The following is a 14,989-nucleotide window of genomic DNA, read 5'->3' as shown; positions in this document are numbered from 1 at the left end:
GTAGCGTGGTTGAGACCTCATCCCCCTTTAGACTCAGCCATGCTAACGCCTCACTTGACTCATTAAGGATATGAATTGTGACGCAATTGAGCAGCCGTATTAACGCCCGTAGTGACGAGTTTAAAGCCAAGCATGATGACATGGTGGCATTAGTTGATGATCTAAAAATCAAACTCACCCAAATTGAACAAGGTGGCGGTCCCGTCGCCCTTGAACGCCACCTGTCACGAGGTAAATTACTGCCCCGTCATCGAGTCGAAAAACTGCTCGATCCCGGCTCACCCTTTTTAGAAATATCCCAATTCGCCGCCTATGAAGTTTATGATGAAGCTGTGCCCGCAGCCGGTGTGATTGCCGGTATTGGCCGTGTAAGCGGTGTTGAATGTATGATTATCGCCAATGACGCCACCGTTAAAGGCGGTACTTACTACCCTATTACGGTGAAAAAGCATTTACGGGCCCAAGACATTGCCAGTCGCTGTCATTTACCTTGTATCTACCTAGTGGATTCAGGCGGGGCAAACTTACCAAGACAAGATGAAGTGTTTCCCGATCGCGATCATTTCGGGCGTATTTTTTACAACCAAGCGCAAATGTCAGCTAAAGGCATTCCGCAAGTGGCTGTGGTCATGGGTTTGTGTACAGCAGGTGGTGCCTATGTTCCCGCCATGGCAGATGAGTCGATTATCGTAAAAGAGCAAGGCACTATTTTTTTAGCCGGCCCGCCATTAGTTAAAGCCGCTACCGGCGAAGAAGTAACCGCCGAAGAATTAGGCGGCGCTGAAGTACATACTAAGATTTCTGGTGTTGCCGACCATTTAGCCCAAAATGATGACCACGCACTTGAGCTTGCCCGTAAAGCCATTTCACGCTTAAACCATCAAAAGCAAATTACAGCCCAGTTAAGCCCTGTTAAGCCACCTAAGTTTGATATTAACGAGCTTTACGGCATTGTCGGCACCGATCTTAAAAAGCCCTTTGATGTAAAAGAGGTTATTGCACGGGTTGTTGATGACTCAGATTTTGATGAATTTAAAGCCAATTACGGTAACACGCTGGTTTGCGGCTTTGCCCGCATTCATGGCTACCCTGTCGGCATTGTGGCTAACAACGGCATTTTATTTTCTGAATCTGCCCAAAAAGGCGCGCACTTTATTGAATTGTGTTGCCAACGCAAAATCCCATTACTGTTCCTGCAAAACATCACTGGTTTTATGGTAGGTAAAAAGTACGAACATGAGGGTATTGCTAAGCACGGCGCTAAAATGGTTACCGCAGTATCTTGTGCCAATGTGCCTAAATTTACCGTCATCATTGGTGGCAGTTATGGCGCGGGTAACTACGGCATGTGTGGCCGTGCATTTGAGCCCACCATGATGTGGATGTGGCCCAATGCTCGCATTTCAGTCATGGGCGGCGAACAAGCTGCTGGTGTATTGGCCACAGTTCGCCGTGACGGTTTAGCCCGTAAAGGCCAAGACTGGTCTGATGAAGACGAGCAAGCCTTTAGAAAACCGATTGTTGAGCAATATGACAAAGAAGGTCATCCCTACCATGCCAGTGCACGCCTGTGGGATGACGGCATTATCGACCCTGCTCAAACGCGTGATGTAGTGGGTTTAGCGTTATCGGCGGCGTTAAATGCGCCTATTGAAGATACCAAGTTTGGTGTGTTCCGCATGTAATTGCGGTTATTCATTCAATATCAATAGGAGCATGCAAACATGGCAATAGCCAACCCATATCAATACATTCAATGCCAGCTTAACCAAGGCGTTGGTGAATTAATTTTAGACCGCGTTGAAAAACATAATGCCTTTGATGAAGTGATGATTAATGAAATGATCACCGCCATCGAAGCCTTTGCCGAAAACGACCAATGCCAGCAATTAATATTGCGCGCCAACGGTAAAAACTTCAGTGCTGGCGCTGACCTTAACTGGATGCGCAAGCAAGCCAAAATGGACTTTGAGCAAAACCTCAATGACGCCCATGAACTGGCTAAATTAATGCACGTGCTAGATAAGTTTCCTAAGCCGACTATCGCCTTAGTCAATGGCGCAGCCTTTGGCGGCGCACTGGGATTAATTTGCTGCTGCGATATTGCCATTGCCAATGAGCGCGCAAGCTTTTGCCTCAGTGAAGTCAAACTCGGTTTAATCCCTGCGGTTATCAGCCCTTATGTGGTGCGAGCCATGGGCAACCGCCAAGCACGACGTTATATGCTCACCGCCGAGCGCTTCAGTGCCACTGTAGCCTTAACTCATCAAATAATTCATGAAGTTAATGATGATTTAGACGCAGCAGCCCAGCCGTTTATCGAGGCCTTTAACGCTAACAGTCCCCAAGGCATGGCATGGGTTAAAACCTTAGTGTCCCACCTTGAAGATGGCGTGATAAATGACGCCACCCTTGCCCATACTAGCGAGCAGATTGCCCGCATACGTGTATCAGACGAAGGCCAAGAAGGCCTCAATGCATTCTTTGAAAAACGTTCACCATCATGGCGTGCTCAATCGACTAAAAGCAGCGCTAAGACTGATGCACAAGGAGCCCAATAATGTTTACTAAGATTTTAATTGCCAATCGTGGTGAAATTGCCTGTCGCATCATCAACACCGCCCGCGCCATGGGCGTTCGTACTGTAGCGCTTTATTCTGATGCCGATAAAGATGCCCGCCATGTCACCATGGCCGATGAATCTTTCCACATTGGTGGCAGCGCTCCGGCTGATTCATACCTAAAAGCTGATTTGATCATTGAAATTGCGAAAAAGTCAGCCGCTGAAGCGATTCACCCCGGTTATGGTTTCTTGTCTGAAAACGCTGACTTTGCTCGCAACTGTGAGCAAAACGGCATTGTATTTATCGGCCCAGGCAGTGATGCCATTGATGCTATGGGCAGTAAAAGCGCCGCCAAAATGATTATGGGCGCAGCCAATGTGCCATTAGTGCCCGGTTATCATGGTGATGACCAATCAGATGAAACCCTACTGGCTGAAGCTGAAAATGTTGGTTACCCCATGCTGATTAAAGCGGCCTATGGCGGTGGTGGCAAAGGCATGAAGATTGTTGAAAGCCAAGCTGAAGTGCTAGCAGCGATTAACTCAGCTCGTCGAGAAGCGGCATCATCGTTTGGTAATGACAAATTATTAATGGAACGCTACTTACGCCAGCCACGTCATGTGGAGCTACAAGTGTTTGCCGATACTTTCGGTAATACCATCTATTTATCAGATCGTGATTGCTCCATCCAGCGTCGCCATCAAAAAGTGGTCGAAGAAGCGCCAGCCCCAGGGCTGTCAGATGCACTGCGTAAGCAAATGGGTGAAGCGGCAGTAGCCGCAGCTAAAGCCATTGATTATGTGGGCGCAGGCACGGTTGAGTTTCTATTAGATACTGATGGCAGTTTCTACTTCATGGAAATGAACACCCGTCTACAGGTTGAGCACCCAGTTACAGAAATGGTCACCGGGCAAGACTTAGTAAAATGGCAACTAATGGTCGCTAGTGGCAGTGAGTTGCCCCTTACCCAAGCTGAAGTGCGTATTCATGGCCACGCCTTTGAAGCTCGTATTTATGCTGAAGATCCCCGCAATGAATTTTTACCCGCGTCAGGCAAGTTAACCTTCTTGCGCGAGCCGGATCAAAACCGTCATGTACGCATTGATTCAGGCATTCGCGAAAATGATGTCATTAGTAACTTTTACGACCCAATGATTTCAAAACTGATTGTCTGGGACGAATCTCGCCCCCGCGCACTGCAGCGCTTAACCCACGCATTAAGCTCGTATCAAATCAGCGGCCTTAAACACAATATCGAGTTCCTCGCTAATATTGCTGAGCATAAAGCCTTTGCAGACGCCAATTTTTGTACCGACTTTATCGAGCGCTATTCCGACAGTTTAATTGGCAATGTTACTGATGAGTCAGACAACGCACTGGCATTAGCGGGGCTTTATCAAGTATTAGCTCGCCAGCAAGCGGCAAAATCCACAGCCACCAACAGCCACGACCCTTACTCACCGTGGGGACAAGTTAGTGGCTTTAGACTCAATAGCGCCAGCGTGCATCATGTTGCCCTACTCAGCGACAGCAGTGACGAGCAGCAATTGCACAATCTCGTCATCACCGATTTAGGCGATGCACTGCATCTTAACCTTAACGGCCAAGCATTATCGCTTGCAGGCACCATTAAAGATGACATGCTGCAGGCTGAAATTAATGGCCATAAAAGCAACATTCCCGTCAGCCATCAAGGTGATGACTTTACCTTGTTCTTACCGAGCGGCAGCTATCACTTTAAAGCGATATTAGCCCAAATAGCTGAAGACACCATTGATAGCGCCGACAAATTAAAAGCGCCAATGAATGGCACTGTGGTCACTCACTTAGTTGAGGTGGGCGATAGCGTCACTGAAGGCCAAGGCTTATTAGTGATGGAAGCGATGAAAATGGAATACACCATTGAAGCGCCATTTGATGGTGTGGTCAGTGAATTTTACTTTCAAAGCGGCGAGCTCGTCACCGATGGTGCCCAACTGCTAAATGTCGAGCCAACAACACTTGATGTCACAGCGCCTGAATCTGCTGACTCGGAGGCATAAATGTTACCGAGCAATCTCCCGACTCAGGTCAGTATTTTTGAAGTTGGTGCCCGTGACGGACTGCAAAATGAAACCACGGTCTCTATTGAAAACAAAATTACTCTTATTGAGCAGTTAGCCGCTGCCGGTGTTAATCGTATTGAAGCGGCCAGCTTTGTTTCACCTAAGTGGGTGCCACAAATGGCCGACTCAGGTGATATTTTACGGCAAATTAAGCGTAAACAAGGCGTGGTCTACTCTGCCCTCACCCCAAATTTAAAAGGGCTGGAACTTGCCCTTGACGCTGGCGCAGATGAAGTGGCCATCTTTGGCGCCGCATCAGAAAGCTTCAGCCAACGCAATATTAACTGCTCGATTGACGAGTCAATCGCCCGCTTTGAGCCAGTCATGGCGCTCGCTAAAGCGCGAAACATTAAGGTACGCGGTTATGTTTCCTGTGTACTGGGCTGCCCCTATGAAGGCGAGATAAAGAGCACAGAAGTGGCCCGCGTGTCTGAAATACTTTACAAAATGGGCTGTTACGAGATCTCCCTCGGAGACACCATTGGTGTTGGCACGCCACTAAAAGCCCGTAAGATGGTTGAAACCGTCGCTAATTTAGTGCCTGTCGATAAACTGGCGCTACACTTTCATGACACCTACGGCCAAGCATTAGCCAACATTCAAGCCTGTTTAACCACAGGCGTAAGCGTAATTGACTCATCGGTCGCAGGCCTTGGCGGCTGCCCTTATGCCAAAGGCGCATCGGGTAATCTCGCCACTGAAGATTTAGTTTATATGCTCCATGGCATGGGCATAGAAACTGGCATTGATTTACACAAACTTGCCCAAGCAGGCAATCAAATCAGCCAAGTATTGGGCCGCACCACAGGTTCAAAAGTCGCCCAAGCGCTAACGGTATAGGCCATTGTTTAAAGTCAGTGCTTAATAGCGCACATTAAAACGATATAAATTTGCAAACCGCAAACTGAAAAGGACAAGATTATGGCAGGACTCAACAAAGTCGTTCACAGTTACCAAGAAGCCCTAAACGGCCTCAATAACGACATGACAATTATGGTCGGTGGCTTTGGCCTGTGTGGTATCCCTGAAGGCCTGATTAATCATATGGTGACCACAGGCGTAACTGGGCTTACCGCAATTTCAAACAACGCTGGGGTTGATGATTTTGGTTTGGGCTTATTGTTAAAGCAGCGCCAAATTGCCACCATGATTGCCTCATACGTGGGTGAAAACGCCACTTTTGAACAGCAAATGCTATCAGGTGAGTTAAATGTCATCTTAACCCCACAAGGCACCTTGGCTGAAAAAATTCGTGCTGGCGGAGCGGGTATCCCAGCCTTTTTCACTGCAACTGGTTACGGCACGCCAATCGCTGATGGTAAAGAAACCCGTGAAATTAAAGGCCGTAATTATGTGCTTGAAGAGTCACTAACCGCCGATTTCGCCTTAGTTCGTGCATGGAAAGCCGATACCATGGGTAACTTAATCTTTCGTAAAACAGCGGCTAACTTTAATCCTATGATGGCTACCGCAGGCAAAATCACCGTGGTAGAAGCGGAAGAAATTGTCCAGCCGGGCGAGCTAGACCCAAACCATATTCATACCCCTGGTATTTATGTTGATCGGGTGATTCAAGCAAGTTTTGAGAAACGTATTGAGCAGCGCACCGTTAAACCTCAACCTGACAACCAAGCATAAGGAGCAAGATCATGGCTTTATCAAGAGAACAACTTGCTCAACGTGTAGCGCAAGAAATGCAAGACGGCTTTTACGTTAACTTAGGTATCGGTATTCCGACCTTAGTGGCTAACTACATTCCTGCAGGCATGAGCGTGATGCTGCAATCTGAAAACGGCCTATTAGGTATGGGCGAGTTCCCAACTGAAGACACCATTGACGCCGACCTCATCAACGCAGGTAAGCAAACAGTCACCGCAGTTGATGGCGCATCATTTTTCTCATCGGCTGAAAGCTTTGCCATGATCCGTGGCGGCCATGTCGATTTAACCGTGCTCGGCGCTTTTGAAGTTGATGTAAACGGCTCAATCGCCTCTTGGATGATCCCAGGTAAATTGATTAAAGGCATGGGCGGCGCCATGGATTTAGTCGCAGGCGCTGACAATATTATTGTCACCATGATGCATGCTGACAAAAAAGGTAACTCTAAGTTATTACCTTTATGCGAGCTGCCATTAACCGGCTACGGCTGCATCAAACGCGTCATGACAGATTTAGCCTTTATGGAAATCAAAGATGGCGCATTCCACTTATTAGAACGAGCCCCAGGTGTCAGTGTTGAAGAGATCCAATCTAAAACTGCAGGTAAGTTGGTTGTGCCAGAGCATGTACCAGAAATGGTGTTTTAACTTCTAGCCAAAAGTTAATGTGTTGGCTTTTTTAAAATCAAAAGCGAGCTTCATTGGAGGTTCGCTTTTTTGTTTGGTGTGATTTAAGTTTTGGGGTGTGTTAAACAATAAAGATAACAGCAAGATCAAGGTCGTGGCGCTTCGCCCACCCCAGACGAAAGGGAAACAACAGCATTTCCCTTCTCGACATCCCTTGCCGCTCCAACGAAGTTATTCTGAAAAGCGAATAAGCTGCGCTCTTATTCGAAAATAACTAACGCTTACGATGGGGCGTCCCTTCCCCTCGAAAGCTAGCCAGACATCCATGTCTGGACTTACGTCATTTTCTTCAACGACCACAGCAACTTCGAATGGAGATCGTGGAAACCTTCAGCATTTCTTATTAATAGCTGTTCAATAATGTTCTTAAAAACTCAGTTATTAACTCAGATAGAAACAAAATCAATTCTAAAGCAAGTTATTGAAAAAAATAAATTAAAGTAAGTAGAATCATCTGATAGATTAGAAGTTAATAACTAATTTTAAAATTTGTAAAGTACACTAAAAACACGGTGATAATTTTGGACATTAAAGAATCAAAACTGGGCAGTGTGAAAACATTGATGGGCCTCCTACCAAGTTTATCTGAGCCAGGTTATACCATTTTCTATAGAGGGCATAATGACAAGAAGTTTGAACTTACCCCTTCTATTTATCGTAAAAATGAATGGTTTACCAATGAAAGTAAGATTATTCGTGAAATAATAGGACGCTGCCCTAATGAATTTCAGCATATGAAAACAAGCTTTGAAAAGCTTGTGAAAATGCAACATTATGATTTGCCAACACGATTGCTCGATGTAACTGAAAACCCCTTAGTAGCCTTATATTTCGCTTGTCTTAGCAAGGAAAATGAACCTGACAAAGATGGTGAACTGCTACTCTTTAAAGTACCGAATAAACTGATACGCTACTACGATAGTGATCGAGTAACTATCTTATCAAACCTTGCATGGTCAGATAATAATTTCGAAGTACTCGGTAAACATAATAATTCAAATTCATTTCATAAAAAAGATAATGAGCATGCAATAAAGTTAATGCACAATATTCGACAGGAAAAACCTCACTTTACAGAAAATATCAACCCTTCAGATCTATCAAGTGTAGTTTGTGTAAAACCTAAAATGGATAATCAAAGAGTTATTAGACAAGATGGTGCTTTTCTTCTATTTGGTATTGATGGTAATAAACATAAACCTGCATCAATAGATAAAGAGTGGAAGTATAACCCCGAAAATAAAAAGTACATTATCAACCATAATGATAAAGCTACGATTTTGAAACAACTTGAAAGTATTGGAATATCAAAAGCCAAACTATTTCCAGAAATAGATATGGTTTCTCAATTTATTAAAGATACATATGATCTTGAAAAGAATGACTTCAATTCAACTTATAGACGTCCAACGCGATTGAATATAGGGTTTTAATAATAAATCTGATCAAAGTATGAATGAGCCAACGGAAGAGTAAGCAGGCTTAATAAGCAATTCCAATAGAACCTGCTGATTCAATGATCTCCGTTGGAAGTGTCCGAGGGCGTTTAGCTAATTTACGTGATGGAGGCAGGACGCCGACATAGCCTCAGATTGAGCCATGGATGGCGAATCTGAGGCGGTAGTTAATTCGCTTAATTAAGCATGAGGATCAACACTTCGCCGGAGCGGCAAGAATCTTTATATATGAATCAGCGAAAAGGGAAATGCTGTTGTTTCCCTTTCGTCTGGTGTGGGCGAAGCACCACGACTTTAATCACTGTGACCGCAGGTCATAAATAATCGAATTAAACTAATCCAAACACTCCAATAGAACCTACAGATTCAACAATCTACATTGGAAATTGCTGATGCTGTTGAAGAATTTATATAGAAAGATGAACATGAGTTTGCAGCTAAGGCTTTATTAGCCCTGATAGGTTAGCCAAAAACAACAATGGCAACATTACTGTTGCCATTCATCAATCACTACAATGCTGATGATTAATATCAGCAATTAAACGTGCTGATATTAATCATCACGAGTTAGCACTTCTAATAATTCAATTTCAAAGAATAAATCAGAATTAGGCGGGATTTTATCGCCAATTTTGCGCTCGCCATAACCAAGGTGAGCAGGGACTGACAGTTTACGTGTTCCGCCGACCTTCATTGGGTTGTCGCCAATAATACCTTGATACCAACCTTGGATAACCCGTTTAGCGGTGATCACCACTTGAAATGCTTCTGAGCTATCAAATACGCTGCCATCGGCTAATTTACCGGTATATTTACAGGTGATTAATGCACCTTTTTCTGCGGCTTTGCCTTCACCAACCGTGATGTCGGTAATATTAAGTTCTGCAAGGGAGGTCATACGAATGCCTTTTCTATAAAATAATGTCGCTATGATAACAGCAAATTGACTCAATTCAGATGCTAAAAATAACTCATAGTCAGTATTTTGCAGCGTTTTTCATCGCTAAATGCTGCTGTAAACATGCTTAGATACTGCCAAACGTTTTTAGCCTATCTTCATTGTCGCTGGGGTAATGACCGCCATTGTTAAATAAGTGGGATCAAGAAAAATGGTTCTTAGAAAAGTAAGAGGCGGATTGCTGTTGTTTCCCCTCTTCGTCGGGTGTGGGTGGATAACCCACGACGTTGACTTTAGCAACCGACAGCTTGTAATCCTGCCACTAACTCTCAATCACCAATCACCAATCACCAGCTATCAAGTTACATCCAACCAAACAAACCATCAAACAAACCATCAAACAAACCATCAAACCATCAAAAATCAGCCACAAAAAAGGGAATACCTTGGTATTCCCTACTTCACTAACTCACTAGCTAAAGCTTTGATTACAACTTTAACCAAAACGATGGCAACAAATCTCAACTTAGCCATTCAATCGGCAGATTGAAAACCTAGAAGTGATATCTCACCCCAGCAATGGCTTCTAATTTCACTTTAACATCATCAAGTATATACAAGGTCGGTTGTGCTTCAGCAAAAAAGGTAAAACGCTCCACTTTAGCGTGAGCACCAAACACCGCTCTAGCACCTAACTGAATATCATCTTTATGTGAGTCAGCAATTTTACCCCCAAGGCCCCAATAAAAATTTGGGTTATCTTGGAAATTAAAGGTTCTATCCATAGTAAAAGATAACTCGTCAAATCCAACACCAATCTTGTAATCATCAATTTTGACATTGATACCTGAATCACTACCCACCATTAAACCCACTTGTGGCGCGGCGTTAACTGATGAACTGCTAAAAAGACTGAATAAAGCGATGAGGGTTAAAGCCAGTGTTACGGATCTCATGTGATACCTTGCTAGATGCTAAATGGGGCAACATCCTAGCGAGTTAGCACAAGGGAGTAAATCAATTTGTGCTAACTCAATGACAAAAAACACTATGTATTAAAAGTATCAAAAAACAAAAATTTCTGCTTTTACAATGGGTTTACTAACAGGCTTATAGCTCTTTCGCTGCATTATTATTAGCGGCATCAACTGATTTATTTACCGATAAACCTTGAAACTTTTCTGTTAAATTAATCAACTGGCCTGTTAATAAGCTCATGCTGTAACCCAGCATAGCGCCAATGAGCAACGGCGGTAATATCGCTGCAATGTCGCCCCCCATAGCAAAAGTGACACAACAGCCAATAAATGCCCCAGGAATGAATGCCAACTTTTTATAACTTGCCTGCAAACACATTGCAGAAGTCGCAATGCCAGTAAAAATATAGCCAAATAAAGGTGACACAAAAAAGCTACTGCCAGAAATAATTAACCAGCCCCAAAACACCCCTGATAAATTAGTGCTCATGGCCATGAACATACCTTTTACGCCAGATTCAGTCTGAGCAAAAAAAGTACTGCAACTCAGAAAACCAATCCAAGTGACTAAATGAAAAACATCTGCCACACCAGCCCATAACCCCGCTAAAAGCCCTGCTGATATTGCAATCTGCCAACGATGTTTCATAGTTTTCCCCTTGCACATAGTCCACAAATAAAAATGGAGAGTTCATCATAAAATACAATTGTGTGTAATGTACGCTATTTATAGTCTGAGAAAAAGTGATCACACACGTGTTTTAATTAATTGCCCACCTGCCGCAACCACAGCGTTAGCACTATATTCAATATTAGTGATTCAAAATAAACTATTAACCAGAATGAAAATTAGGAACGGTTAACGGCTTCGTACAAAAAAACAACAAATAATCAAAATCTTGCAGTCTGCAACTGCTACAAGAAAGTGATAACCATCAAACTTTAGTAACAAATTACCCTCTAATTTGTAGATATTTGTATCTTCATGCTTCAGCCGACATTTATCACCACTGGAGTCCATTAGTCTGGTTATATTAGACATAATGATATCAATGAGGGCTTTAATGAAATCCACTCTCTCAACCTCAAGGTTAGACCTTGCAACCAATAGCCTCGACTGGGTTATGGGTCAAACGATTAAACGCTCTTTAAGCTTGAAAAATGCGGTTGAAGTTGATGTTGACGCCAAAGACTATATCCCTGAAAAACCCATCGAAACCCTCTATATTCACATTCCTTTTTGCCATACTTTATGCCGTTTTTGCTCATTCCATAAAATCAAATTTGTTGAAGGCATTGCCAGAGAGTATTTCAAAGCCCTGAGAAAAGAAATTAGAGAAGTTACTGCCAAAGGCTATACCTTTAACCGGGTTTATATTGGCGGTGGTACTACGACCATTTTAGAAGATGAGTTGATTAAAACCATCGAGATGATTAAATCGATCACCACGGTACGCGAGGTCTCTTGCGAAAGCGATCCAATCTACTTTAAAGAAGGCAATCCACATTTACTTAAAGGCTTAGTGGATAGAATGTCCATTGGGGTGCAAAGCTTTGACGATAAGATTTTAAAAGCCAGTGGCCGTTTTGAAAAGTTTGGCTCGGGATTACAGCAAGCTGAATACGTTAGCCGCGCCATTGAGGTCATCCCCACTGTAAACCTCGATATGATGTATGGCTTTAAGGTGCAAACGCCTGAGTCAATTGCTTGGGATCTTGAGCAAACGATTCGCTTAAGCCCTGATCAAATTACTACTTATCCACTGACTATCGGCATTGGTAAAAACCGTAAAAAAGCAGGTAGCCTTGCAGGTGAGCCTAATGAGCTTTGGCCGCAATTTCTAGCTGTTAAACAAGCGTTAGGTGACAAGTACATAATGGAGTTCCCATGGACATTTAGCCGTAATTTTGGCCAACCAGTTGAAAACAAATATGTGCTCGACGGTGAAGATTGCTTTGGGGTTGGCTCTGGTGCCTTTGGCCGCTTTGGCGAGCAATTCAACATTTCCAGCTTTGATATCCCAACCTATATTGAGCGTATCAATGCCGGCCATAGTGGTACCTGTTATACCAAACCTCTTGAGCAAAAAGCGCTAATACAACATCACTTAATGATGATGATGGGTCATGGTATATTAGATAATCAACAATTTAAAGCCCATACCGGTAAAACATTGTGGCAGGCATTTCCCTTAGAAATGAGTTACTTGCATGCAGCTGGGGCAATAAAGAAACAAGGCAGTAACTACCGCACTACCACTGAAGGGCAATTTATTGCGCTGAAAATGTTCTCCGGTTTCTTAGCGGGAATGGACTATCTGCGCGAGCAAGCAAGGGAGTTGCCGTTATCACAACAGCAAGACCGCGAATTAACTGAATCAGTACTTACGTGCACTAACTAAATGCTATAACTAGGGCGATAAACGTGGTTTTGAGTTAAACTTTAGCAGCCATTGCCACAATACTGAATCGATGTAGCATTCACAGGGATGTGAGTGCTAGTTTCAAATCAATCACTCAAATCAATCACTCAAATCAATCACTCAAATCAGCTTTAATTCAAAACTAGCTCAATACAACCCATTGACTATATTACCTATTAGCATAATAGAAGCACATCAATCTCACTTTTCAATAGCCATCCACATTCAATAACGACACCTGACGCTATAATTGCCGCTGTGAAGTTAACAAACCGCCGATAAATAATTACTGAGTTTTTGCTCAAAGTTAGTTATGGTTAAACACCTGTTTAATTCTTGAACATCAATTCTGTCACTATGCGAGTAAGCACAGAAATATCATAAGAAAGGATCCTATTATGCCGATTTATCAAGCCCCCCTTAGAGATTATCAATTCATATTATCTGAATTACTTAATATTTATCAGCAACCTAACTTATCAGGTTTTGATGAAATCGACCCTGAGCTTGCTGATGCTATTTTGCAAGGCGTGGCCGATTTCACTACCGAGATTATGTTGCCGCTTAATGCTTCAGGTGATCTTGAAGGTTGTCAGCTTGTGGATGGCAAAGTGATTACCCCAAAAGGATTTAAACAGGCGTATAAACAATACGTTGATGATGGTTGGGCCACATTAACCTGTGATCCTGAATATGGCGGTCAAGGCTTACCCGAAGTTATTGGCACCTTTGCCACCGAAATGAAAACCGCCACCAATATGGCCTTTGCCATGTACCCAGGGTTAACCCATGGTGCTTACTCAGCTATCCACGTTCATGGTAGTGATGCACTGAAACAAAAATACCTTGCCAAGCTGGTCAGTGGTGAGTGGACTGGCACCATGAACTTAACTGAGTCTCATGCTGGCACTGATTTAGCTTTACTGCGCACTAAGGCAACCCCAGCTGCAGATGGCCAATTTGCCATTAGCGGTGAAAAAATATTTATCTCATCTGGTGATCATGATTTAGCGGAAAATATCATTCACTTGGTATTAGCTAAATTACCTGACGCTCCAGAAGGCGTTAAAGGGATCTCATTGTTTGCGGTACCTAAGTTTATGGTTAACGATGACGGCAGTTTGGGTGAAGCTAATAGTTTATCTGCCACCGGTCTTGAACATAAAATGGGTATTCATGGTAACTCCACCTGTGTGATGCATTTTGATAATGCTCTAGGTGAATTAGTCGGCGCACCTCATCAAGGTTTAAAGGCAATGTTCACCATGATGAATCAAGCCCGCTTAGGCGTCGGCATTCAGGGTTTAGGCGTGTCTGATATCGCTTATCAAAACGCATTGGAATATGCTAAAGGTCGCATTCAAGGCCGCGCGTTATCTGGTGCTAAACAACCAGAGCAAGCCGCTGACTCTATTTTAGTTCATGGCGATGTGCGCAGAATGCTGTTGTCGCAAAAAGCATTTAATGAAGGCACCCGCGCCTTAATGGGCCAGCAAGCGCTTTGGCTAGACTCTGCTGAGCGCCATACTGATCCCGCACAAGCAAAACAAGCTTCAATGCTGGCAGCGCTATTTACCCCAATAGTAAAAGGCTTTGTCACCGACCAAGGCTTTAAAGCCTGTGTTGATGCGCAGCAAGTTTATGGCGGCCACGGATATATTAACGAATGGGGCATGGAACAATTTGTCCGCGATATTCGCATTGCGATGATTTATGAAGGCACCAATGGCGTACAAGCATTGGATTTAGTTGGCCGTAAATTACTCTCAGATAAAGGCGCTGCACTGACATTGTGGTCAGGGATGGTTAAACAACTCATCCAAGAAAACAGCGCCAATGCAAACATGCAGCCTTACATTGCCGGCTTAATGGATGCGGCAGGCGATTTAGAAAAAGCCACTGGCTTTATCGTCAAATCTGCCAGCACTAATCCAGATATTATTGGCGCAGCTTCTATGGCCTACATGCAGCTATTTGGCATCACCACACTGGCGTGGATGTGGACCCGTATTGCCGCCACCTCGTTTGCAGCTATTGAAGCAGGTACTGAAGAAACGGAGTTCTATAAAGGCAAACTTAAAACCGCTCAGTTTTATATGAGCTACTGGGGCAGTCAGACTCGAAGCTTACGCAAGCAAATTGAATCAAGTAGCGCGCATATTGCTAATTTTGATGAAGCGGATTTTTAATCGCTGATAACGATACATTCAAACTACGCCC

Annotated in this window: 12 protein-coding genes; 9 read left to right on the top strand and 3 right to left on the bottom strand. The window is 43.7% G+C overall.

The genetic code is table 11. The features are described from left to right. The first annotated feature begins 77 nt into the window (after positions 1 to 77). The 7 genes from Q4591_RS17425 (at position 78) to Q4591_RS17395 (ending at position 8,447) form a co-directional block, all read left to right on the top strand. Positions 78 to 1,685: a carboxyl transferase domain-containing protein gene (locus Q4591_RS17425; protein WP_303462127.1), complete on the top strand. Its 1,608-nt coding sequence runs from the start codon at positions 78 to 80 to the stop codon at positions 1,683 to 1,685. A gap of 39 nt (positions 1,686 to 1,724) precedes the next feature. Continuing rightward, positions 1,725 to 2,561, top strand: a complete 837-nt coding sequence (locus tag Q4591_RS17420) for an enoyl-CoA hydratase-related protein (RefSeq protein ID WP_102436300.1) — start codon at positions 1,725 to 1,727, stop codon at positions 2,559 to 2,561. After that, positions 2,561 to 4,606, top strand: coding sequence for an acetyl/propionyl/methylcrotonyl-CoA carboxylase subunit alpha (locus tag Q4591_RS17415; protein WP_102436298.1), 2,046 nt, complete (start codon positions 2,561 to 2,563; stop codon positions 4,604 to 4,606). The genes Q4591_RS17420 and Q4591_RS17415 overlap by 1 nt, the downstream gene beginning before the upstream one ends. Then, positions 4,607 to 5,509: a hydroxymethylglutaryl-CoA lyase gene (locus Q4591_RS17410; RefSeq protein ID WP_102436296.1), complete on the top strand. Its 903-nt coding sequence runs from the start codon at positions 4,607 to 4,609 to the stop codon at positions 5,507 to 5,509. Between the two features lie 81 nt (positions 5,510 to 5,590). After that, the gene (locus Q4591_RS17405) at positions 5,591 to 6,307 is read left to right on the top strand and encodes a CoA transferase subunit A (protein ID WP_102436294.1); all 717 of its coding nucleotides are present in this window, start codon (positions 5,591 to 5,593) and stop codon (positions 6,305 to 6,307) included. Between the two features lie 11 nt (positions 6,308 to 6,318). After that, the gene (locus Q4591_RS17400) at positions 6,319 to 6,975 is read left to right on the top strand and encodes a 3-oxoacid CoA-transferase subunit B (protein WP_102436292.1); all 657 of its coding nucleotides are present in this window, start codon (positions 6,319 to 6,321) and stop codon (positions 6,973 to 6,975) included. A 551-nt stretch (positions 6,976 to 7,526) separates the two neighbouring features. Then, positions 7,527 to 8,447, top strand: coding sequence for an FRG domain-containing protein (locus tag Q4591_RS17395; RefSeq protein ID WP_303462124.1), 921 nt, complete (start codon positions 7,527 to 7,529; stop codon positions 8,445 to 8,447). 577 nt (positions 8,448 to 9,024) lie between these two features. Here the strand turns inward: Q4591_RS17395 and Q4591_RS17390 are convergent. The 3 genes from Q4591_RS17390 to Q4591_RS17380 form a co-directional block, all read right to left on the bottom strand. After that, positions 9,025 to 9,369: an FKBP-type peptidyl-prolyl cis-trans isomerase gene (locus Q4591_RS17390; RefSeq protein WP_102477004.1), complete on the bottom strand. Its 345-nt coding sequence runs from the start codon at positions 9,367 to 9,369 to the stop codon at positions 9,025 to 9,027. Between the two features lie 554 nt (positions 9,370 to 9,923). Next, positions 9,924 to 10,325, bottom strand: coding sequence for a hypothetical protein (locus Q4591_RS17385; protein ID WP_102440648.1), 402 nt, complete (start codon positions 10,323 to 10,325; stop codon positions 9,924 to 9,926). A 154-nt stretch (positions 10,326 to 10,479) separates the two neighbouring features. Then, positions 10,480 to 10,995, bottom strand: coding sequence for a DUF1097 domain-containing protein (locus tag Q4591_RS17380; protein ID WP_303462121.1), 516 nt, complete (start codon positions 10,993 to 10,995; stop codon positions 10,480 to 10,482). A 415-nt stretch (positions 10,996 to 11,410) separates the two neighbouring features. Here Q4591_RS17380 and Q4591_RS17375 point away from each other — a divergent pair, with 415 nt between their 5' ends. Both Q4591_RS17375 and Q4591_RS17370 read left to right on the top strand, forming a co-directional pair. Beyond that, positions 11,411 to 12,748, top strand: a complete 1,338-nt coding sequence (locus Q4591_RS17375; protein WP_303462119.1) for a coproporphyrinogen III oxidase family protein — start codon at positions 11,411 to 11,413, stop codon at positions 12,746 to 12,748. 419 nt (positions 12,749 to 13,167) lie between these two features. After that, entirely contained in the window at positions 13,168 to 14,958 is a 1,791-nt protein-coding gene (locus Q4591_RS17370) for an acyl-CoA dehydrogenase C-terminal domain-containing protein (protein WP_303462117.1), read from the top strand. Positions 14,959 to 14,989 lie beyond the last annotated feature (31 nt).

The organism is Shewanella sp. 3_MG-2023 (assembly GCF_030548765.1).
Taxonomy (GTDB): domain Bacteria; phylum Pseudomonadota; class Gammaproteobacteria; order Enterobacterales; family Shewanellaceae; genus Shewanella.
This window is presented reverse-complemented; position numbering and strand designations above follow the sequence as displayed.